Genomic DNA, 23,138 nt, shown 5'->3' with positions numbered 1-23,138 from the left:
CCTCAGCCTCAAAAGGAACGACCAGAGCAATGCTCTATAATCTGCTTTATCAATTTGCTGATCAGATGCCGGTACTGAACCTGTTTCGGTATATCACCTTCCGCACGGGCGGTGCGATCATCACATCGCTTGTCCTTGCCTTTGTGATTGGCCCGCACCTGATCAACTGGTTGCGTTCCAAACAAAGCGAAGGTCAGCCGATCCGCGAAGACGGTCCGGAAAGCCACCTTTTGACGAAAAAGGGCACGCCGACCATGGGCGGGCTTTTGTTGCTGATCTCAACCTCGATTGCCACCCTGCTCTGGGCTGATTTGACCAACCCTTATGTCTGGGCGGTTTTGCTGGTCACCATCGGCTATGGCTTCCTTGGTTTTCTTGATGATTTCCTGAAGGTCTCCAAACGCAACACCAAAGGCCTTCCGGGCAAGCTCAAGCTGCTTGGGCAGTTTTCGATCGCAGCCCTCGCCGCCTGGTGGATTTCCTATAACACCGCCGATCCGCTTTCGACTGCGCTGGCCTTCCCGTTCTTCAAGAATTTCCTGCTGGATCTGGGCTGGTTCTTTGTGCCGTTTGCCATGTTTGTCATGGTCGGGGCTTCGAACTCGGTCAACCTGACAGATGGTCTTGATGGTCTGGCGATTGTTCCGGTGATGATTGCAGCGGCAAGCTTTGCGCTGATTACTTATCTGATCGGTAACGTGCAGTTCGCCGAATATCTGCAGGTTCACTACGTTGCCGGTTCCGGCGAGTTGACCATTTTCCTTGGCGCACTGGTGGGTGCTGGCCTTGGCTTCCTTTGGTACAACGCCCCGCCGGCGATGGTGTTCATGGGTGATACCGGTTCGCTTGCCCTTGGTGGTGCGCTTGGTGCGGTTTCGGTTGTTACCAAGCACGAACTGGTTCTGGCGATCATTGGCGGTTTGTTTGTTCTGGAAACCCTGTCTGTGATCATTCAGGTCGGATCCTTCAAACTGACGGGCAAACGCGTGTTCCGCATGGCGCCGCTTCATCACCATTTCGAGAAAAAGGGCTGGCAGGAAGCGACCATCGTTATCCGGTTCTGGATCATTGCCGTCATTCTTGCACTGGTTGGTCTTGCGACCCTCAAACTTCGTTAAGGACACCCCATCGTGATTGATCTTTCGCATCTGCGCGGCAAAACCATCGCGGTTCTGGGTCTGGGAAAATCCGGACTTGCCAGTGTGAAAGCATTAATCAATGCAGGCGCCATTGTCTGGGCATGGGATGATAACGCAGCATCACGCGAACAGCTTGAACCGCTTGGCCTTGCCCCGATCAATCTGGCGGAATGCGACTGGTCCGAACCCGACATGCTGGTCATCAGCCCGGGCATCCCGTCCACATTCCCGAGCCCTCATCCGGCGGCTGAAAAGGCACGCCGCGCGGGTAAATCGATCATTTGCGATGTTGAGCTGCTGTGCACGGCACAGCCCGATGTGCCAACCCTTGCCATCACAGGCACCAACGGCAAATCAACCACCACCGCGCTGACCGCCCATATTATCGATCAGGCCGGGATCAAAACGCAGGCCGGTGGCAACCTTGGCAATGCCGCCCTTGGGCTTGAGTCTTCCACCGCGGATGACTGCCTTGTTCTTGAGCTTTCGTCCTATCAGCTTGAGCTGCTTGAACATGCGGCCTTTGATGCCTGTGCGCTTTTAAACATCACCCCGGATCACCTGGATCGCCATGGCGGGCTGGATGGTTATATAGGGGCCAAGCACCTGATCTTTGCCCGCTCCAAAGGGCCGAAATGGGCGATTATTTCTGTTGATGACGAACCCTGCACCAAAATGGCAGTTGAACTCGCCCGTGAAGGCGGTCGCCACATCATCGAAGTTTCGGTCAAGCAGCCGGTCGATCATGGCATCTATGTCGGTGCCGATGGCTGGTTGATTGATGACATGACCGGGGCGCAGACCCACATTCTTGATCTTTCGACCGTCACCCACATGCCCGGACGCCATAACTGGCAAAACATCGCCTTTGCCTATGGGCTGTGTCGTGCGCGCGGTGTCGACGCCACCCGGATCATTGATGGCATCATGTCCTTCCCGGGACTGGCGCACCGGCAGGAGATGCTTGGTAGCGTTGATGGTGTTGTGTTCGTCAATGACAGCAAGGCCACCAATGCCGAAGCATCGGCAAAGGCCCTGTCTGCTTATCAAAACATCTATTGGATTGCTGGCGGCAAACCCAAGGAAGGCGGGATCGAGGGATTGCAGGAATTCTATCCCCACATCAAGAAAGCCTATCTGATTGGTGCTGCGACCAACGAATTTGCCGAGACCCTTGGCAATGACCTGCCGTGGGCGAAATGCGAAACGCTTGATGTCGCGACCAAGGCCGCCTTTGCGGATGCCAAGGCAAGTGGTGATGACAAACCGGTGGTGATGTTGACCCCGGCCTGTGCGTCATTTGATCAGTTCAAAAGCTTTGAAGCGCGCGGCGATGCATTCCGCGATCTTTATACCGCCTTGGCAAAAGGTGATCTGACCGGGAAGGAAAGTGCATGAAGTCCCTTTTTGGTCATAACACCCATATCGCCTTTTCGCGTGCCGATACCTCGGTTCTGGGGATCTGGTGGTGGACGGTTGATCGCTGGTTGTTGGCTGCCATCATTCTTCTGATGGGGATTGGCGCGCTTCTGGTGATGTCGGCAAGCCCACCAGTTGCCGATCGCATCAATGTCGACAGCTTCCACTTTGTTACCCGCCAGTTTGTCTTCCTGGGCATGGCAACGATCTGCATGTTTGGCATTTCACTGCTGCCGGTGAAATGGATCAGGCGCTTGGCGTCCTTCATGTTTCTGGGCGTGATCTTTTTGCTGATCATTACCCCGTTCATCGGCTCAGACATCAAGGGTGCGGTCCGCTGGATCAACATTGCCGGCATTAACCTGCAACCTTCGGAATTCCTGAAACCCGCCTTCGCGGTTGTGATTGCCTGGATGTTTGCCGAAGGGCGGCTGAACCCGAACTTCCCGGGCTATATCGTTTCGAGCCTGATTTTGGCGGTTTGTATCTTCCTTTTGATGATCCAGCCGGACTTTGGCCAGACCGTTGTCATTACCTCGATCTGGTCGGTGCAGATCTTCCTCGCGGGTCTTCCGATCATTCTGGTTTTCTGCCTTGGACTTGGCGCGGTCGGGCTGGCGGTTACCGCCTATCTGATCCTGCCGCACGTACAGTCGCGTGTGGACCGCTTCCTCGATCCGGCATCGGGTGACAGCTATCAGATCGAACGATCCATGGAAGCCTTCATGAGTGGCGGCATCATGGGCCGTGGTCCGGGTGAAGGCTGGGTAAAGAATTCCATCCCGGATGCGCATTCGGACTTCATCTTTGCCGTTGCGGGCGAGGAATTCGGTCTTCTGTTTTGTGTGCTGGTGGTTGGTGTCTTTACCTTCATCATCATGCGCGGCCTGTCGCGCCTGATGGGGGAACGCAACCTGTTTGTTGTTCTGGCGGTCACCGGCATTCTGGTGCAGTTCGGGTTGCAGGCCGTGATCAACATGGCATCGACCCTGCAGTTGGTCCCGCCAAAGGGCATGACATTGCCGTTCGTATCCTATGGTGGGTCGGCCACCATCGGCATTGCGATCGGGATGGGTTTTGTCCTGGCGCTGACATGCAAACGCCCCGGCGAATAGCCAACATCGCGCCTTAAAAACTTTCTGCATCAAAACGACAAAATCGGGCCTTATTCAGGGTCCGGTTTGAAGGGATATTAACCTTTGTCGGGTTCTGATGGGGGTAACTGTCGGGGACCTTCCCTGCACCGCCGTCGTTTTACATGTGGACAAGATGACTGACTTCGCAAATCCAGAACTTTCTGCCGCCGAGACACCGCTGGCAGGTCAGGTGATCGCCGTTACATCCGGTGGCACCGGCGGGCATATGTTCCCGGCTGTTGCCTTGTCCAAATCATTGGTCCGCCGCGGCGCGCAGGTTCTGTTTTTCACCGATGCCCGTGCTGCACGCTACACCGAGGGCGTTGAAGGTGTCGAAACCGTCATCCTTCCGGCAGGCGGCATTGCTGGCAAAGGCATCAAGGGGCGTCTGATTGGGGCTGCCCGTCTTGGCCTTGGCACGCTTAAGGCCAGAAGCCGGATTAAAAAGGTCAAACCGGCAGCAGTTATCGGCTTTGGGGGTTATGCCTCCATCCCGGCGACGATGTCTGCCAAGTGGCTTGGCATTCCCTATGCTATTCATGAACAGAACGCGGTTCTTGGTCGCGCCAACCGACTGGTTGCCAGTGACGCACAGCGCATTGCGACATCCTTTGCCAAGGTCACGATGATCGCACCAGGTGACGAAGCGAAAGTGATCTGGACGGGCAACCCGGTGCGCGCCGAAGTCGCTGCCCTTACATCAAGCGAATATGACGCGCCGACAAGTGACGGCCCGGTCCGACTTTTGATTACCGGTGGATCGCAAGGGGCACGCATCCTGTCCGAAGTTCTGCCAACAGCCCTGGTCAACCTGCCCGAAGACTTGCGCAAACGTCTGGTCGTGACCCAGCAGGCGCGTGAAGAAGACATCGATGCCGTGCGTAAGACCTATGCCGGATCGCAGATCGACGTGACACTGGCATCCTTTATCGATGATATCCCGGAACGCCTGCGCGATTGCCATCTGGTGATTGCCCGTTCCGGTGCATCGACCGTTGCCGAACTGACTGCTGCCGGACGCCCGGGCTTTTTGGTGCCATTGCCTCATGCCATTGATGATCATCAGCGCTATAACGCCCAACAGATCGAAGACTCAGGCGGTGCATGGTTGATGCCGCAGGATCGCTTTAGTAGTGAGGCCGTGACAGATCGTCTGGCAAAGCTTTTGACCAACCCGGCCGCACTGACGCGTGCGGCAAAGGCCGCCAAAAGCAGTGGGCGTGCCAACGCCGCAGAACGACTGGCCGACATGGTGCTTGATATGCTGGGCCTGAACCCGGCAGGAAGCCCGGATACAAAGAACATAAGCAAAGACCGAGGAGACACTCAATGAACACCCTGCCGCTCAACATCGGCACCATCCACTTTGTCGGTATTGGTGGCATCGGCATGTCCGGTATTGCCGAAATTCTCAATAACCTCGGTTATTCGGTGCAGGGATCGGATATTTCCGACAATGCCAATGTGCAGCGCCTGCGCGCCCTTGGCATCAAGGTCTTTGTTGGCCACAAGGCGGAAAATGTCGAAGACGCCAAGGTGGTTGTCATCTCCACCGCCGTTAAGCCGAACAACCCCGAAGTCACTGCCGCGCGTGCATCCATGATCCCGGTCGTGCGCCGTGCTGAAATGCTGGCCGAACTGATGCGCCTTAAGGCTGCAATCGCGATTGGCGGCACGCATGGCAAAACCACAACCACCTCGCTGGTTGCAACCATGCTTGATGCTGCCGGGCTTGACCCGACCGTGATCAATGGCGGGATCATTAATTCATACGGCACCAATGCGCGCCTTGGTGAAGGCGACTGGATGGTGGTTGAGGCCGATGAGTCTGATGGCACTTTTGTCAAAGTGCCCTCGACGATCTCGGTTGTGACCAACATTGACCCCGAACATCTTGATCACTGGAAAGACTTCGATCAGCTGCGCGAAGCCTTCAAAAACTTCGTTCAGAACATCCCGTTTTACGGTTTTGCCGTCCTGTGTATCGACCATCCTGAGGTCCAGGCCCTGATCGGTCGCGTTACAGATCGTCGTATTTTCACATTCGGCTTCTCGCCGCAGGCTGATGTCCGTGCCGTTAATGTCCGCACCAATATCGGCGACAGTGTTTTTGACGTTGTGATCCGCGAACGCGTTGATAGCGAAGAACGCGTGATCAAGGATGTTCGCCTGCCGATGGTCGGCGACCATAACGTTTCGAACTCGCTGGCGGCGATTACAGTCGCGCTGGAACTTGGCATCCCGGACGAGAAAATCGTTTCTGCCTTTGATGGCTTTACCGGTGTCAAACGCCGCTTTACCAAAACCGGCGAAGTCGATGGCGTAACTATCATTGACGATTACGGTCACCATCCGGTTGAAATCAAGGCGGTGCTGAAAGCTGCCCGTCAGGCAACCCAGAACAACGTTATTGCTGTCGTCCAGCCGCATCGCTATTCGCGCCTGCATGACCTGTTTGAAGATTTCTGCACCTGCTTTAACGATGCCGACAGCGTGATTGTTGCCGACGTTTATGAAGCTGGCGAAAGCCCGATTGAGGGTGCCTCGCGTGATTCGCTTGTCGAGGGCCTGCGCAACCGTGGCCATCGCCATGTCAGCGCACTTGAGGGCCCGGAAAAACTGGCCAAGGTCATCAAGGCTGAAGCCAAACCGGGCGATCTCGTCGTTTGTCTGGGGGCTGGTTCAATCAGCGCCTGGGCCAATGCCCTGCCCGCCCAACTTGAAGCGATCAAGAACTGAAGCAGATATGAGCACGCCGGAACACCATACGCCCCTGATTGACCGCCTGCCCAAGGTACGTGGCAAGCTGCGTGAAGGCGCGCAACTGGCCAAGGTCACCTGGTTTCAGGTCGGCGGCCCGGCAGATGTAATGTTTCGCCCGGCGGATGAAGCCGATCTTGCCGACTTCCTGAAAGGCAAGCCGGAGGATATGCCCGTCACCGTCATCGGGGTCGGATCCAACCTTCTGGTGCGGGATGGCGGCATTCGCGGCGTTGTCATCCGTCTTGGCCGTCCGTTTACCGATGTGGTGGTCAAAGATGGTGCCGTTCATGCCGGTGCAGGGGCGCTTGACCTTAATGTTGCGCAAACCGCACAGATGAACGGTATTGCCGGCCTCGAATTTCTGTCAGGGATCCCCGGCACCATTGGCGGGGCACTTCGCATGAATGCCGGCGCTTATGGTACCGAGATCAAGGATGTCCTGGTTTCTGCCACCGCAATTGATGGTAGCGGTAACATCCATACCGTCACGCCAAACGAAATGAATATGACCTATCGCCACTGCGGGCTTCCCGAAGATTGGATATTCACATCGGCAATCTTGCGCGCATCGTCGGGTGACCCTGAAGATATCGCCAAACGCATGGATGAAATCCAGAAGGCACGCGCGGAATCGCAACCGATCAAATCACGCACTGGCGGGTCAACATTTGCCAATCCGCTGCCGGACCGTGCCTGGGAAGTCATTGATGCGGCCGGGTGTCGTGGCCTTAAAATCGGCGGCGCTCAGATGTCGGAGCAACATTGCAACTTCATGATCAATACCGGTGACGCCACCGCCCTTGATCTTGAGCAGCTTGGCGATGAAGTCCGAAAACGGGTCAAAGAACATAGCGGCGTTGAGCTGCGCTGGGAAATCCGGCGCATTGGTGAACGCCTTGGCCACTCGATCATAGGAAAAGACGCATGAGCAAACATGTCGCTGTCATTCTGGGCGGTTGGTCAGCAGAGCGGGAAGTTTCCCTGTCATCCGGGCGCGAATGCGCCAAGGCACTGCGTGAAAAGGGCTATGCGGTCACCGAGGTCGACGCGACGCGTGATATCGCAAGCCAGCTTGGCGCAATTGATCCCAAGCCCGATGTGATCTTTAACGCCCTGCATGGTCGTTGGGGCGAAGATGGCGCGGTTCAGGGGCTGCTTGAAATCATGAACATCCCCTATACCCATTCGGGTGTTCGGGCCTCGGCCATTGCCATGGACAAGATGTCGGCCAAGGCGATGTTTGCCGAATATGAGATCCCCTGCGCACGCCATGTCTGGGTGACGCGCGAAGACATTGCATCGGGCAAGGCATTGCCGCCGCCCTATGTTCTTAAACCCAATAACGAGGGATCATCTGTCGGGGTTGAAATCATCCTGACGGCCGAGGAAGAACAGAACATGCTGGCCCGGAGCTGGGATCATGGCGAAGGCGTCATGCAGGAAGAATTCATTCCCGGGCGCGAGATGACTGTGGCGGTCAAGGATGGCAAGGCAATGGAAGTCATCGAAATCCTGACCGGCAATCATGCCTTCTATGATTTTGAATCCAAATACGCCCAAGGCGGATCGGAACATATCGTTCCGGCCGACATCGAAGGCGATTTGCGCGACCGCCTGCAGCGCCATGCCGAAGAAGCCTATAAGGCGCTTGGCTGCCGTGGTGTGGCGCGTGCTGATTTCCGCTATGACCCGGAACAGGACCGTCTGGCGATCCTTGAAATCAATACACAGCCGGGCATGACGCCGACATCACTTGTCCCGGATGCGGCGCGCCATGACGGGATGAGCTTTGCCGATATCGTTGCATGGATGGTGGAGGACGCCTCATGCGAACGCTAGAAGAACAGGCCCGCGAACGGCGAGAGAAACTTGATAAACAGCATGGCATGGCATCCAACGTTAAAAAGATCGCCCGCGTCATGTGGTGGAGCGGCTTTGTTGGCGCGATTACCATCATTCTGGCAGCCCTTTTATACACCGGCAAGGCTGACAAATGGCTTGATATGGCCGAACAGGAAAGTGTTCGCCTGTCGGCCGAATTTGGCATGACCGTCAAGAATATCGAAGTCTCGGGCCGCGAAAAGACCGATACCAACGCCCTTCTCGCTGCCATTGGTCAGAAGCCCGGCACGCCGATCATTACCTTTGATGTCGATGCCGCACGCGAACGCGTCGAAGAACTTTCATGGGTGCGCAGCGCAACGGTCGAACGCCAATTGCCCGATACCCTGATTGTCTCGGTCGTAGAGCGTAAACCGCTCGCCCTTTGGCAAACCGAAGGCCGCGATCACGTTCTGATCGATGGCGATGGCGAACAGCTTCAGAACTATGAACTGGGTGATTATCTTGATCTGCCGGTTCTGGTCGGCGATGACGCACCCAAGGCCGCGGCAGAAATGCTGACCACCTTGCAGAGCATCCCGCATCTTTATGAACAGATCACCGGTGCCCAACGCATTGGCCATCGCCGCTGGAACATCCAGCTTGCCAACGGCATGTTCATTCGCCTGCCCGAAGAAAACATGGAAAAGGCCTGGCAGCGCCTCGAATTGCTTGATCGTGAACATGGCATTCTTGATCGCGATGTTCTGATCGTTGATTTGCGCCTGCCGGATCGGACATTTGTCCGCCTGACACCTGGGGCTGCCGAACAAAGGCGCAATCCGCCAAAGAAGGAGGGCGCGGTCTGAATTGACCGCCCTTCTGCCTGCCTACCGACGGACCTCCGAGAAAGCGCCTTGGACCGTTCTTTTCAGACTGCCGATATTGTTTTTACACAGTTCTTGCGAACATTCGCATGAAAGATGCGTTATGCGATGGTCTGCCTTAACCAAATTGCAACCGCTTTTGGTGGAAAACGGGCTTAATAAGGTAGAGTTATAAAACTCCCGCCACATAACCGATAAAAATTCAGAGCATTCAATTGGCACGCGGCAAAACCAGATCAGGATTGATTGCGGCTTTGGACATTGGAACGTCCAAGGTCTGCTGTTTTATTGCGCGGCGTGAAAAAGACCAGCCGCCCAAGATCATCGGCATTGGTCACAACATGTCCAAGGGTCTGCAAAGCGGGTCCATTTCCAATCTTGATGCCGCGCAGGAAGTCGTCCTTGCCGCGGTCAATGCTGCTGAAAAGATGGCGGGCCAAACCATCGAATCGGTCATTGTCAATCTGTCTGGCGGTCGCCCGGAATCGGAAACCCATACGGTTGAGCTGCCGCTTGGCTCCCGTCCGATCGGCAATCTTGAGATCCGAAAACTCAATGACCAGAAAGAAGCCCTTCTGCGTCAGGCGGGTGATGAGTTGATCCACACGGTGCCACTTGGCTTCCGCCTTGATGGTGCGAACACCATGAATGATCCGCGTGGCATGTATGGATCGACCCTTGGTCTTGATCTGCACTTTGTTCGGACCCAGACGGCACCATTGCGCAATCTTGATACCCTTCTGGCACGCTGCCATCTGGCGATCGAAGAAACCGTGGTTACCCCGCTGGCATCTGGCCTTGCCGCCCTGACACCGGATCAGCGCGATCTGGGGGCCACCGTGATCGATATGGGGGCCGGCACGACCAGTGTCGCCGTGTTCAACGCCGGTCAGGTGGTGTACACCACGTCTATCCCGGTCGGTGGTGCACATGTGACACGTGATATTGCCTATGGGCTCAATACGTCGCTGAACCATGCTGAACGCATGAAAACCCTGCATGGCAGTGCGCTAACATCACCGTCTGATGATCAGGAAATCCTTGCGGTTCCGACCATTGGCGATGAAGACGAAAACAACTTCAATCATGTGCCGCGCTCGATGCTGATCAACATCATCAAGCCAAGGCTTGAAGAAACCTTCGAGTTGATCCGCGATCAGCTGGAAGAACACGGCCTGTCACAGATTGGCGGCCGCAGCATCGTTTTGACCGGCGGTGCCAGCCAGCTTAACGCGATTGCCGATCTGGCCAGCCAGATGTTTGAACGCCCGGCAACAATTGCCCTGCCGCATGGGGTTTCCGGCCTTGCTGAAGCCACCGCTGGCCCGGCCTTTTCGGCCTGTTCCGGCCTGCTTTTGCGCGCTGTTGCCCAACAGAATGACCCGCTCAGTGAAGCCATGGCGCAAATACGTCAATCGGGTGGACGTTGGGGGCGTCTGGGCGCCTGGTTCAAAGAGAACTTCTAATACGCAAACCGCACGTACTTTTTTATCCATTTTTCTGAAAACTTTTGCCCGCATTAAGAAGGCAATAACTCTTTGCCCGCTAAAACGGACTCGGAGGTCTTTGTGCCCGAAGTATTTCTGGCACGCACAGGCAAAGGGAAGGCTTGTGTGATCTTTAAGCTCTAAAGCGCGGAGAGGAAGAGCAAACAATGAGTACAATCAGTTTTTCCGTTCCTGAAACGGAAGAAAACCTAAAACCGAAGATCACCGTTATCGGTGTCGGCGGTGCCGGCGGAAACGCCGTTAACAACATGATCGCATCCGAACTCGAAGGATGTGACTTCGTTGTTGCCAACACCGATTCTCAGGCCCTGACCCAGGCAAAAGCAACGCGTAAGATGCAGCTTGGCCGCAAGATCACCCAGGGGCTGGGTGCAGGCGCACGTCCTGATGCAGGCAGTGCGGCCGCAGAAGAATCCATTGAAGAAATTCAGGCGCAGCTTGAAGGCAGCCACATGGTATTCATCACCGCCGGTATGGGCGGTGGTACGGGTACCGGTGCCGCCCCGGTCATTGCACGTGCCGCCAAAGAAGCCGGCATTCTGACCGTTGGTGTCGTTACCAAGCCGTTCCATTTCGAAGGCACGCGCCGTATGCGCACTGCCGAACAGGGCATCGAGCAGCTTCAGCAGTATGTTGACACCCTGATCATCATTCCGAACCAGAACCTGTTCCGGGTTGCGAATGAAAAAACCACTTTCGCAGATGCCTTCCAGATGGCTGATGACGTTCTGCGTAACGGTGTGCGTTCGATTACCGACCTTATGATGGTTCCGGGTCTTGTGAACCTCGACTTTGCCGATATCCGCACTGTAATGAGCGAGATGGGCAAAGCCATGATGGGCACCGGCGAAGCATCGGGTGAAAAACGTGCACTTGAGGCTGCCGAAGCTGCAATAGCCAATCCGCTTCTTGAAGATGCTTCGATGAAGGGTGCCCGTGCGGTCCTCATCAACATCACCGGCGGCATGGACATGGCGCTTTACGAAGTTGACGAAGCCGCCAACCGTATCCGCGAGGAAGTCGCATCCGAAGCCAACATCATCTTCGGTTCGACCTTTGATCCGACCATCGAAGGCGCGCTTCGCGTTTCTGTTGTGGCAACCGGTATCGACGCCGAAGAAGTTCGCCGTCCGCAGCCGACCACTGTTTCCGTCGCACAGCCTGTGGCACCGAAACCGGCAGAGCAGCCGGCAGCAGCCCCGTCCTTTGCACAGCATGGCGCAGGCAACGCAGCAGCTGAAAGCACCGGTGCTGGTGACTATGTCGGTGGTGGATCGGTTGATCACATTCCGGCCGATCGCTTTGCTGCCACCGGCAGCGCACAGCAGCCGGAAATCAGCCATCAGGCCGAAGCACAGGAAACCGGTTCGATTGAAATCGGCCAGACGGTCCTCAAACCGAAACCGGTTCTGCGCGCTGACAAGCCGACTGAAAAAACCACCAGCAACGGCGACATGGCCTTCATTCCGCCGCGCGCTGTAACGCCGAGCCAGGCTGAGCATACCGCACACAGCCCGGATGTATTCGAAGCAGCCGATGCCCAGAATGCAACCTCGCCGCGTTCAGTTCTGAGCAGCCTGTTTGGCAAGAACAAAACCGCCAAGGAACCGCACCAGCATGCGGAACCGAAAGTCTCGCAGACGCAGGCACCTGCCCCGCGTCAAACCGAGATGCCGCTTGGCGAAGACAGTGAACCTGTCATGAAGAAGGAGCCCGCTTCCCGGGGCAAGACGCAGGGTGCGTCTGATGACCTTCTTGAAATCCCGGCCTTCCTTCGTCGTCAGGCCAACTGACGACGATCTCCGCGCGAAGATGGGGAAGGCTTGGTGCCTTCCCCTTTTTTTTGGATGCACCAGATCATATGACGCTGCCAAAGCGCAATTGTGACAAAGGCCTCCGGCACGTGCGATTACAACTGGCGCAATACGCCAAGAAAATCCGTATTTTATTATTTATTTTCAAAGCACTATGAAGTTTACAAAGCGTAACAAAGAGTGATTTGAGTGATTGTTCGATCCTCAGTAGTGTTTCGAACTAACAAAGCAGGGGCCGATGAATTTGAAGACGGCTTTGAACATGCTTTGACCGTGATTGATGACAAACTGACTGACCTGATTTGGGGGTTCCTGTGAACAATATTGCCGATCTTGGTGCTGCCATCGCGCAGACAGGCCATTCCGGTGACGGCTATGTGGCCCAGCGCACGTTGAAAGCCTCCATCGGTTGTGCCGGTGTCGGTTTGCATTCCGGCCAGAAGATTCGCATTACCCTGCACCCTGCCCCTGCTGATCATGGCATCGTATTTCGCCGCACGGATCTGGATGACCAGCCGTTGTTCCCGGCACGTTACGATGGTGTGATCGACACCCGTCTTTGCACCTGCCTTGGCGATGCGTCCAAGGGCATCAAGATCGGGACCATCGAACATCTGATGGCAGCCCTTGCCGGTTCGCGCATTGATAACGTGCTCATCGATATCGATGCCGATGAAGTTCCGGTCATGGATGGCAGCTCTGCACCGTTTAACTTCCTGATTGATTGCGTTGGCATCGATGAACTTGATGCGCCGCGTCAGGTCATCGAAGTCCTTAAACCGATTGAAGTCGAATATAACGGCTGCACCGCGCGCGTCGAACCGGCCAATGGGTTCGAGATTGATTTTGAAATCGATTTCGCCAGCAAGGCGATTGCCAACCAGCGCATGTCCGTCAAATTTGATGACGGCGTGTTTGTTGCCGATATCGCCCGTGCCCGCACCTTTGGTTTCCTTCACGAAGTTGAAGCCATGCGCTCTGCAGGCCTTGCACGTGGTGGCTCGCTTGATAACGCGGTCGTCCTTTCCGGCGACGAGGTCATGAACGAAGAAGGCCTGCGTTACGAAGACGAATTCGTCCGTCACAAGATTTTGGATGCGCTGGGCGATCTTTACACTGCCGGCAAGCAGCTGCAGGGTAAGGTTACCGCCTATAAATCCGGCCATCACGTCAACAACCTGCTGCTGCAGGCATTGCTCGCTGACGAAGACGCCTATCGGGTTGTGCCGCTGACCAAGTCGGCCCTGCGCGGCGTTTCAGAACCGGTTCTTGCCACCGCCTAAGTTAAGAGCGGGCTGGCTATAAGAAATATAAAAATGGCGGCCTCTGTGGTCGCCATTTTTGTTTTACATCCCGGTTTTCGGCGATCCGATCATGGCCGGAACAAATGGCGTCGAATAAAAGTCACCTTTTGGCGACACAACTACTTGCCCAAGCACGCCCTTCACATGATATAGTCCGGCGGATTTTACGGTGAGTTCATCACAAATTTCGAGGATAGGTCACAGTGCTAAGTACCGTTCGCGCCAAACAACTCATTGCCATTTGCGGCGTGTCGCTGATGCTTGCGGCATGTTCAAGCAATGAGGCACCGGAATATGTCGAACGTCCGGTTTCCGAACTGTATAACGGCGCGCAGGACCTGCTGGATGCCAAGGAATACCAGCAGGCTGCCGAGGCCTTTGACGAAGTCGAACGCCAGCACCCCTATTCCGTCTGGGCGACCAAGGCGACCCTGATGTCGGCCTATTCGTATTATCAGGACAACAAATATGATGATGCGATCAATGCACTGGATCGCTTTATCTCGCTCCATCCGGCCAACCCGGATGTGCCATACGCCTATTACCTCAAGGCGCTGTCCTATTACGAACAGATTTCAGATGTTGGCCGTGATCAGCAGATGACCCAGCATGCGATGGATGCGCTTGATGATGTCATCCGCCGTTTCCCAGACAGCAAATATGCCCGCGACGCCAAGCTGAAAAAGGACCTGACGGTTGACCACCTTGCGGGCAAGGAAATGGATGTCGGGCGCTACTATCAGGACCGCAACGAGTATCTGGCAGCGATCAACCGGTTCAAGGCGGTGATCGAAAACTATCAGACCACCACCCACGTTCCCGAGGCCCTTGCACGCCTCACCGAATGCTATCTTTCCCTTGGTCTTGAGGGCGAAGCAAAACGCACCGCAGCGGTTCTTGGCCACAACTTCCCGGGCAGCGAATATTATAGCGAATCCTATAGCCTCATGCTGGGTGAAGAAGCCCCGGAGCGCGAAGAGGAAAGCTGGTGGGATGCCACCACAAACTCCATCTCCAGCCTTTTCTGAATTAAGCTAACCAAACCGTCGTAAGACCAAGGGTTTGCTTGACAATCCGCCTTGCGACAATATAGAACAAAAAAAGAACAACTTGCAGTTAGCATCTGAAATTACTGCAGTTTGACCAAACGCCGTTGCCGTGACCGAATTGCAGACCGTTTCGCCTTCGCAAGGCTTGCAAGGCCGGGCGGGATTGGGCACTCTGCACACTCACCAACAAGTACCTGTCTGCTGCTCCGTTAACAACATCAGTACCCAGCAATGCTTCGACGCCTCAGCATTCGGAATGTAGTCCTTATCGACAAACTGGATCTCGATTTTCACGACGGGCTTAGCGTGCTCACGGGTGAAACCGGTGCTGGTAAATCGATCCTGCTTGATTCACTTGGACTTGCCCTGGGTGCGCGCGCCGATAGCGGCCTTGTCCGCCATGGCTGCGACAAATGCAGTGTGACGGCAACCTTCAATCTGCCGCAAGGCCATCCGGTTTTCACCCTGCTTTCCGATCAGGATATTGATCTTGAAGGCGAAGACCTCGTCGTGCGACGTGTGGTGACGTCCGATGGGCGATCGCGCGTCTATGTGAATGATCAGTCTGTGTCGGTCGGTCTTTTGCGCGATGTTGGTAATTACTGCGTTGAAATTCAGGGCCAGTTTGACCAGCACGGGCTTCTGGACCCAACGACGCACCGCGCGACCCTTGATGCGCATGGCAATCTTGGCACACTTGCGATGACAGTCCGCGATCATTGGCGTGCCTGGCGTGAGACGCAAAAGGAACTGAACGCTGCACGCGCCCGGATTGACAAGGCCCGTGAAGAGGAAGAATGGCTGCGCCACGCCGTGGACGAGCTTGAAAAGCTTGCTCCCGAAGAAGGCGAGGAAGAACGCCTGGCCGAGGAACGCCAGTTCCTGATGCATGGCGAAAAGCTGGTTGCCGCCCTGAATGATGCCGGATCCGAACTTTCGCGTGGCAAGGGCGCTGAAAGTGCGCTTCGCAGTGCGCAGCGCTGCCTTGAACGCGAACTTGAAAAGGCCGATGGCCGGTTTGAACCGATTATTGAGGCCCTTGATCGCGCAGCCATCGAACTTGAAGAAGCCAACCGGGCAATTTCGGCCACCCTTGCCGACCTTAATCTTGATACCGGCCATCAGGAAAATGTCGAGGAACGGCTTTTTGCCCTGCGCGCGGCAGCCCGCAAATACAATGTACCGGTCGATGGCCTTAATCCGCTGATGAAGGATTTCCGATCCCAGATCGATCAACTGGAATTCGGCGAAAAGGAACTAGACCGCCTGACCGCAGCGGTTGGCGAATATCGCAAGGCCTATATCGAAGCGGGCGAGAAACTTCATGCCGCGCGCAAGGCTGCCGCGGCCAAGCTTGACGGCGCGATCAATGCCGAACTGCCACCGCTTCGCATGGAAAAAGCGCGCTTTGTCACCGACATTGCCGAACTTGAAGAAGCGGACTGGGGAATGGACGGCATTGACCGGGTACAATTCACTGTCGCCACCAACCCCGGCAGTCCCCCGGGCGCACTTAACAAGATCGCATCAGGTGGCGAACTTTCGCGTTTTCTGCTTGCGCTCAAGGTCGTTCTGGCGCGCGTATCTGCTGTACCCAGCCTGGTCTTTGACGAGGTCGATAGTGGTGTTGGCGGGGCTACGGCAGCGGCCATTGGTCAACGCCTGCATCTTCTGGCACAGGAACGCCAGATCCTTGTCATTACCCACAGCCCGCAGGTCGCAGCGCGCGGTCGCACGCATTTCTATATCGCCAAGCGCGAGGCAGAGGGCACCATGGTGACCCGTGTCGATGCCTTGGTCGATGGCGCCCGGCGCGAAGAAATTGCCCGTATGCTGGCCGGTCATTCCGTGACCGCCGAGGCCCGCGCCGCTGCCGACAGCCTGCTTGAACAACCCAATTGATCCCGACGCCAACATGTCGGCCCAACCTTGAATACGGAACAAAAAGAATATGAGCGCCGAACAAGCGTCAAACATCTCAGACCTTCCTGAAATGCCGTCTTCGAGCACCGAGGCGCGCAAGCAGCATGCGGAAATTTCCGAACGTATCCGGTCTTATAACGAGGCCTATCACGTCAACGACGATCCGCTGGTCTCCGATGCGACCTATGACGCGCTCTTCAATCGTTTGATCGAACTTGAATCCCACTATCCGACGCTTAAGAAAAACAGTCCGACGCAGGAAGTCGGTGCTGCCCCGGCAGAAGGTTTTGCCAAGGTCAAGCATGCCCGTCCGATGCTGTCGCTGGGCAATGCATTTTCGCGTGAAGACATCGTTGATTTTCTGGCCCGTATTCGCCGCTTCCTGAACCTGACGGCGCACAGCCTGGTTGAGGTGGTCGGCGAGCCCAAGATTGATGGTCTTTCCCTGTCGCTGCGTTACGAGAACCGCAAACTGGTCACCGCTGCCACCCGTGGTGACGGGTCCGAGGGCGAAGATGTCACCGCCAATGTCGCCCATATCGACGATATCCCCAAAACCCTGCCCGATGATGCACCCGACGTGGTTGAAATCCGTGGCGAGGTCTATATGGCGCGCTCTGCCTTCCAGAAACTGAACGCGACACAGGCCGAGACCGGCGGCAAGACCTTTGCCAACCCGCGCAATGCGGCGGCAGGCTCACTACGCCAGCTTGACCCGTCAATCAGCGCCAAGCGCCCACTACGTTTCTTCGCTTACAGCTTTGGCGAGCTGTCTGAAAGCCTTGCCCAGACCCAGTGGGATTTCCTGCACAAGGTCGAAGGATGGGGCTTTGTCACCAATCCGCTGACCCGGTTGCTCAATGATGCCGATGACATCATGACATTCTATGACGAACTGGGCACACAGCGCCCGGACCTTGATTATGACATTGATGGCATCGTCTATAAGGTCAATGACTTCGAACTGCAGCTGCGTCTTGGTTTCGTCAGCCGCTCACCGCGCTGGGCAATCGCCCATAAATTCCCCGCCGAAAAGGCCCGCACCCGGATCAAGGCCATCGACATTCAGGTCGGCCGCACCGGTGCCCTGACCCCGGTCGCCCGACTGGAACCCGTTACGGTGGGCGGTGTTGTGGTATCGAACGCCACCTTGCATAACCGTGACGAAATCGATCGTCTGGGCGTTTGGGTTGGCGATCTGGTGGTCGTCCAACGTGCCGGCGACGTTATCCCGCAGGTCGTTGAGGTTATTCTTGAAGACGATGGCAACCATCCGGCGGATGCCACCCCCTATGAATTCCCAACCGAATGTCCGAAATGCGGCAGCCACGCAATGCGCGAAGAAGGCGAAGCTGTCACGCGTTGCACCGGCGGTTTGATCTGCCCGGCACAAGCGGTTGAACGTCTGAAGCATTTCGTGTCGCGCAATGCCTTTGATATCGATGGCATGGGGGCAAAGAATGTCGAGGCATTCTTTGAACTGGGCTGGCTGAAGTCGCCTGGTGACATCTTCCGCCTTGAAAGCGATCATGGCGATGCCATCCGGAAGCTTGATGGTTGGGGCGACAAGTCCGCCACCAAGCTGTTTGACGGCATCAATGAAAGACGCACCGTTGGGCTCGACCGTTTCATATACGCGCTTGGCATTCGCCAGATCGGACAAGCCACTGCGAAGCTTCTCGCCCGTCATTACGGATCGCTTTCCGAATGGCGCAGCGCAATGGTTGCCGCCAATGAAGCCGACAGCGAAGCCCTGCGTGAACTGATCAATATTGATCAGATCGGCCCAGGTGTCGCCAAGGATCTGATCGAATTCATGGCCGAGGACCATAACCGCGAGGTCCTTGATGACCTGCAAGGCCTTCTGACCATCACCGATGTCGAAGCCCCGCAAGTCAGCGACAATCCCGTCAATGGCAAGACCGTAGTCTTTACCGGGAAGCTGGAACTGTTTTCGCGCAACGAGGCCAAGGTCAAAGCCGAAAGCTTGGGTGCAAAAGTCGCGGGATCGGTTTCAGCAAAAACCGATTACCTGGTTGCGGGACCGGGTGCAGGTTCCAAATTAAAGAAAGCAGAAGAATTAGGTGTTACAGTGCTTGATGAACAAGGATGGCTTGATCTGATTGCAGCTGAATAAAAACGTTCTCACTGGGGAAGTGTGCTGATGGAAGACCTTGGAAATTTCTTTCGCCGTTATGTCGACGCCCATCTCAAGCTCGAAGAAAACGCGCTTGATGATTTCTTTCACTTCCCATGCCTGATCAACGATCTGTCCGGTGTTCAGGCAATTGCGAACTCGTCAGACCTGCACAAATATCACCAGTCCTTTTTCGAAGAACTGAAAAATGCCGATCTGGCCATGGCAAAATCCATGGTGGTTGAACAGCATTCTGCTCTTCCCGGCGGCGCACGTGCGATTGTTTCCTTCCGCTTTGGCAATTCGGAAAACAACCTGATCTTTGATTGTGACTATGCCTTTGCCTTGCTTAAGCAGGATGACCAGTGGAAAGTCATCTTCGCTCAGCTTGATGAAATCAGATACAGCGACCTGTATTGAGGCCAGCATGGTGCCCGCCCTTCCTCACCGGCTGATCAAACTGGGCTTTGCCCTGATGCTAGGCTGCATGCCCGCGCTGGCAAAAGCAGACCCGGACTTTGACACGCTGTCGGGGCCTGCCCGCGCCATTGATGCCGATACGCTGGAGTTTGGCTTCAAGCGTGTTGATCTGTGGGGGGCGGATGCCATGAACCGTTTCCAGAAATGTCTGGTCAATGGTCAGAGCACGGCCTGCGGGGCGGAGGCATGGCAACTTACCACCAACCTTCTGGTCGCAACCCCGATCACCTGCGAAATGCGCGGCAAGAACCGCTATAATCGCAATATGGCCGTCTGTCGCAATGCCAATGGGGTCGATATTGGGCAAAGCCTGATCCTGCGTGGGATGGCGGTTGCCCGCCCCGATCAGATGCCGGAATACGAAACGTACGAAAATCAGGCCCGCCAAGCCCGCAGTGGTGTCTGGGCCGGGGAATTTATCGATCCGCTAAAATGGCGCCGCGGTGAACGCCTGTCTGAACATGAAATTGATATCCGCCGCTGGTAGCGCGACGGATCACCACATTTGCTTATCGCTGCGTTGGCCCGCCGGAGGCAAATGGCCGTGCCAGCAACCTCCCCAATCCCGCCAGCGTAAAGCTGTTTTTCAATGACGCTACGCCGATCGTAACCACCGCAAAGCCGATCAATTGGGGAATTGTCAGGACTTCGCCCAGAAACAGCCAGGCAGCAAAGAATGTCATGGCAGGACCCGACAATGAAATCAGCGATGCCTGTGTTGCACCAACCCTGCGGATGCCTTCATAGAGCAGGAAGAACGGGATAACGGTGCAGAAGATCGAAATCCCCACCGTCCACATGATCCCGGCCATATTCAGGTTCAGCGGGTTTTGCACGATCAACTCGTAAACCACCATGCAGATGCCCGCCGCCGTATTGATCAGGGCGGCAAAGTGCATGGAGCCAACGGTCGTAATCATCCGCTGCCCGAAATAAAGATAAATCGCATAGGTCAGGGCAGAGCCAAACGCCCAAGCCGCCCCATACCACAACGTCTGGGATACCTCGCCAAACCCGCCCGGCGCCAAAACCAGAACCAACCCGGCATAGGTAATGACAAAGCAGACGATCTGGCGAAATGGCGGAAAGCGTCCCTTGTGAAGGGCCTCCAAGATCATCACGATCGCCGGGAAGGTAAACAACACGATCCGCGACACCGTGACATCAATCAGCGAAACAGCGGTAAAATCAAACAGGGCGGCCAAGAAAAACATGCCGCCATAAAGCCCGCCCCATGCCAGATCAACCGGTTTCATTTTGCGTTCGCCCGGCCGGTTCTTGCCAAACAAAACCACGCCAAGCCAGAAGAACGGCATGGCAATCAGAAACCGCAGCAGCAACAAGCCATCAACGGTCATGCCGGTGGCATAAACAAACTTGGCCAGAAGACCCTTCATGGCCAAGGCGACAGTCGCCAGCAAAACAATGGTCAGGGCCGAACCTACAGGCGACACAACAGGCGCAAGTGACGGCGCAGCCCCATTGGCGTCTGCTGCCGGGACGCTCTGTTGCCCGGGTTCTGAGGGTGACGGTGGTGGCGTCATGAGTTTCTCCGATCCTCTCTTGGTTGCCATAGTCACCTGCAAGCTGCCATTATTCAATTCGAATTAATTGCTATCAGATATCAGCTTTGGCTATATCAGATAGCAAAACCACCGCAGGAACCCCGTGCAGGATCGTGACGCATGGATATCAAACAACTCAGAAGCTTTGTTCATATTGCCGAACTAGGAAGCCTGTCCCGCGCGGCAGAGCGCCTGAACCTGTCGCAGCCGGCACTCAGTCGGCAGTTGAACCTGCTTGAAGAAACCCTTGATACCAAACTGCTCGAACGCACCGGGCGTGGCGTCAAACTGACCGAGGCAGGCCAGATGCTGGCCGAACGGGCGCGCGTCATCCTGACCGACCTTGCCCGGCTTGAAGCCGACCTGTCCGCGCGTAGCAGCCAGATTACCGGTCACGTTCATGTGGGCGTCCCGCCCAGTGCCGGGATCGTGATTACCGGCGCCTTGATCGAAACGCTGCGCGATCGCTATCCCGATCTTAACATCACGGTTGCCGAAGACCTGACCGGTGATGTGCAGGAAGGATTACTCTCGGGGCGCCTTGATATCGGCATTCTTCATGACGGCATGATTTCGCGCAGCCTGCATGCCGAACCGCTTTGGCGTGAAGACCTGTTTCTGATTTCCCATCCCTCGCAGGTCGGCGAGCAGGAAACCGAAATCGCCTATGAGGATGTCCTGTCCCTGCCCCTGATCATGCCGACCAACAAGCACGGACTGCGCGCCATGATGCAGGAAGCGGCCTTTCGCGCCGGTCGTCCGTTGACCCCGGTGGTCGAAGCCGACGCCCTTCGTGTGTTGGTCGATCTCGTCAGCCGCAATGTCGGGCACACGGTTCTGCCGCGAAGTTCATTGGTTCAGGAACTTTCCACCGGGCGTCTCAAGGCACGGCGGATCACCAATCCGGAGCTGTCACGCAAGGTGATGCTGTCCTGGTTACAAGACCGCCCGCTCAGTGCCGGGGGCAAGGCCGTTGTCGATACCTTGCGCGATCTGGCCGGAACCGTCCCGATGGCCAACCAATAAGCTGGATTAGCCACACATAGAAAACCCCGACCGGAGGATGCTTTGGTCGGGGTTTTCATCATGATATCTGGCGTCAGGATCAAACAGGGGCCTGACTGTCCGAGGATTTCTGCCAAAGGTTAATGCCCGCATCCCCTGCGTATTTGTCGATCTCGGCCAGTTCTTCTGCGCTGAATTCAAGGTTATTGAGCGCATCAAGGCTGTTATCAAGCTGCTGGACATGACGCGCGCCGATCAGGGCTGATGTGACCTCGGGGCGGCGCAGCACCCAGGCAATCGCCATCTGCGCCAGGGTCTGACCACGGCGTTTGGCGATTTCGTTCAGGGCGCGAACCCGATCAAGGTTCTCTTCTGAAAGCATGCCCGTCTGGAAGGATCCTTCGAGTGCGGCACGGGAGTCTTCGGGCACACCATTGAGATACTTGTTGGTCAGAAGCCCCTGTGCCAGCGGGGAGAAGGCAATACATCCCATGCCAAGCTCGGACAGGGTATCAAGCAGCCCATCCTCGACCCAGCGATTGACCATCGAATAGGACGGCTGATGAATGACGCATGGCGTTCCCATGTCTTTAAGGATCGCATGGGCTTCGCGGGTCATTTCCGGTGAATAGGACGAAATCCCGACATAAAGCGCCTTGCCGGACCGCACGATCTGATCGAGTGCGCCCATGGTTTCGGCAAGCGGCGTATTGGGGTCAACCCGATGCGAATAGAAGATATCGACATAATCCAGCCCCATCCGCTTCAAGCTTTGATCAAGGCTTGAAATCAGATATTTGCGCGAACCCCATTCTCCGAACGGTCCCGGCCACATGCGGTAACCTGCCTTGGTCGAAATCACCAACTCATCCCGGTGGGATTTCAGATCCTGCGACAGAACCTTGCCAAAGTTTTCTTCCGCCGAGCCCGGCGGCGGGCCGTAGTTATTGGCAAGATCGAAATGAAACACGCCACGGTCAAAGGCGCGGCGGATCATCGCGCGCTGGGTTTCATAAACATCCACGCCACCGAAATTCTGCCACAGACCAAGCGTGATTTTCGGCAGAAGCAATCCACTGCGCCCGCAACGGTTCCAGTTCTCGTCATCATAGCGATCGGGATTTGCCATCCACTGTGCTTCGACTTCAGCCATATGTTCCTCCTGCTTTCAGAAGCGGTTTGCCGCTT

At 56.0% G+C, this 23,138-nt stretch carries 19 protein-coding genes; 17 read left to right on the top strand and 2 right to left on the bottom strand.

Annotation, left to right across the window (positions count from 1 at the left end):
- Nucleotides 1-29 precede the first annotated feature (29 nt).
- The 16 genes from mraY to UF64_RS07610 all read left to right on the top strand — a co-directional run bounded on the left by mraY (nt 30) and on the right by UF64_RS07610 (nt 19,867).
- Complete coding sequence (gene mraY / locus UF64_RS07685) at nt 30-1,118, top strand: phospho-N-acetylmuramoyl-pentapeptide-transferase (protein ID WP_044827994.1); 1,089 nt, start codon at nt 30-32, stop codon at nt 1,116-1,118.
- Nucleotides 1,119-1,130: 12 nt separating this feature from the next.
- Nucleotides 1,131-2,537, top strand: a complete 1,407-nt coding sequence (murD, locus tag UF64_RS07680; protein ID WP_044827993.1) for a UDP-N-acetylmuramoyl-L-alanine--D-glutamate ligase — start codon at nt 1,131-1,133, stop codon at nt 2,535-2,537.
- Nucleotides 2,534-3,673, top strand: coding sequence for a putative lipid II flippase FtsW (gene ftsW / locus UF64_RS07675; protein WP_044827992.1), 1,140 nt, complete (start codon nt 2,534-2,536; stop codon nt 3,671-3,673). The genes murD and ftsW overlap by 4 nt, the downstream gene beginning before the upstream one ends.
- Before the next feature lie 154 nt (nt 3,674-3,827).
- The gene (gene murG, locus UF64_RS07670; RefSeq protein WP_044827991.1) at nt 3,828-5,027 is read left to right on the top strand and encodes an undecaprenyldiphospho-muramoylpentapeptide beta-N-acetylglucosaminyltransferase; all 1,200 of its coding nucleotides are present in this window, start codon (nt 3,828-3,830) and stop codon (nt 5,025-5,027) included.
- The gene (murC, locus tag UF64_RS07665) at nt 5,024-6,433 is read left to right on the top strand and encodes a UDP-N-acetylmuramate--L-alanine ligase (protein WP_044827990.1); all 1,410 of its coding nucleotides are present in this window, start codon (nt 5,024-5,026) and stop codon (nt 6,431-6,433) included. Before murG ends, murC begins: the two co-directional genes overlap by 4 nt.
- Nucleotides 6,434-6,440: 7 nt before the next feature.
- Nucleotides 6,441-7,385, top strand: coding sequence for a UDP-N-acetylmuramate dehydrogenase (murB, locus tag UF64_RS07660; protein ID WP_044827989.1), 945 nt, complete (start codon nt 6,441-6,443; stop codon nt 7,383-7,385).
- Complete coding sequence (locus tag UF64_RS07655) at nt 7,382-8,296, top strand: D-alanine--D-alanine ligase (RefSeq protein ID WP_044827988.1); 915 nt, start codon at nt 7,382-7,384, stop codon at nt 8,294-8,296. Before murB ends, UF64_RS07655 begins: the two co-directional genes overlap by 4 nt.
- Complete coding sequence (locus tag UF64_RS07650; protein WP_052657494.1) at nt 8,284-9,147, top strand: cell division protein FtsQ/DivIB; 864 nt, start codon at nt 8,284-8,286, stop codon at nt 9,145-9,147. Before UF64_RS07655 ends, UF64_RS07650 begins: the two co-directional genes overlap by 13 nt.
- A 260-nt stretch (nt 9,148-9,407) precedes the next feature.
- Complete coding sequence (gene ftsA, locus UF64_RS07645) at nt 9,408-10,631, top strand: cell division protein FtsA (protein ID WP_235284996.1); 1,224 nt, start codon at nt 9,408-9,410, stop codon at nt 10,629-10,631.
- Between the two features lie 188 nt (nt 10,632-10,819).
- On the top strand, nt 10,820-12,466 hold the full coding sequence (gene ftsZ, locus UF64_RS07640; RefSeq protein WP_044827986.1) for a cell division protein FtsZ: 1,647 nt from the start codon (nt 10,820-10,822) through the stop codon (nt 12,464-12,466).
- A 335-nt stretch (nt 12,467-12,801) separates the two neighbouring features.
- Entirely contained in the window at nt 12,802-13,770 is a 969-nt protein-coding gene (gene lpxC / locus UF64_RS07635; protein WP_082049619.1) for a UDP-3-O-acyl-N-acetylglucosamine deacetylase, read from the top strand.
- 224 nt (nt 13,771-13,994) lie between these two features.
- Complete coding sequence (locus tag UF64_RS07630) at nt 13,995-14,819, top strand: outer membrane protein assembly factor BamD (RefSeq protein WP_044827985.1); 825 nt, start codon at nt 13,995-13,997, stop codon at nt 14,817-14,819.
- Nucleotides 14,820-15,071: 252 nt separating this feature from the next.
- Nucleotides 15,072-16,742 carry a DNA repair protein RecN gene (recN, locus tag UF64_RS07625; RefSeq protein WP_044827984.1) on the top strand — a complete coding sequence of 557 codons (1,671 nt, stop codon included), beginning with the start codon at nt 15,072-15,074 and terminating at the stop codon, nt 16,740-16,742.
- 49 nt (nt 16,743-16,791) lie between these two features.
- Nucleotides 16,792-18,900 (top strand): NAD-dependent DNA ligase LigA, encoded by a 2,109-nt coding sequence (gene ligA, locus UF64_RS07620; RefSeq protein WP_044827983.1) that lies wholly within the window; start codon nt 16,792-16,794, stop codon nt 18,898-18,900.
- Between the two features lie 27 nt (nt 18,901-18,927).
- The gene (locus UF64_RS07615; protein ID WP_044827982.1) at nt 18,928-19,320 is read left to right on the top strand and encodes a hypothetical protein; all 393 of its coding nucleotides are present in this window, start codon (nt 18,928-18,930) and stop codon (nt 19,318-19,320) included.
- On the top strand, nt 19,292-19,867 hold the full coding sequence (locus UF64_RS07610) for a thermonuclease family protein (protein ID WP_052657493.1): 576 nt from the start codon (nt 19,292-19,294) through the stop codon (nt 19,865-19,867). Before UF64_RS07615 ends, UF64_RS07610 begins: the two co-directional genes overlap by 29 nt.
- Before the next feature lie 22 nt (nt 19,868-19,889).
- Here the strand turns inward: UF64_RS07610 and UF64_RS07605 are convergent, their stop codons facing one another.
- Nucleotides 19,890-20,924 carry a DMT family transporter gene (locus UF64_RS07605; protein ID WP_044827981.1) on the bottom strand — a complete coding sequence of 345 codons (1,035 nt, stop codon included), beginning with the start codon at nt 20,922-20,924 and terminating at the stop codon, nt 19,890-19,892.
- 141 nt (nt 20,925-21,065) lie between these two features.
- On the opposite strand from UF64_RS07605, the gene UF64_RS07600 reads away from it, so the two are divergent.
- A complete protein-coding gene (locus tag UF64_RS07600; RefSeq protein WP_044827980.1) occupies nt 21,066-21,971 on the top strand; it encodes a LysR family transcriptional regulator in 906 nt (301 codons plus the stop codon).
- 79 nt (nt 21,972-22,050) lie between these two features.
- On the opposite strand, the gene mgrA is transcribed toward UF64_RS07600, so the two are convergent.
- The gene (mgrA, locus tag UF64_RS07595) at nt 22,051-23,103 is read right to left on the bottom strand and encodes an L-glyceraldehyde 3-phosphate reductase (protein WP_044827979.1); all 1,053 of its coding nucleotides are present in this window, start codon (nt 23,101-23,103) and stop codon (nt 22,051-22,053) included.
- Nucleotides 23,104-23,138: the final 35 nt, after the last annotated feature.

Source organism: Thalassospira sp. HJ (assembly GCF_000948415.1).
Classification (GTDB): domain Bacteria; phylum Pseudomonadota; class Alphaproteobacteria; order Rhodospirillales; family Thalassospiraceae; genus Thalassospira.
This window is presented reverse-complemented; position numbering and strand designations above follow the sequence as displayed.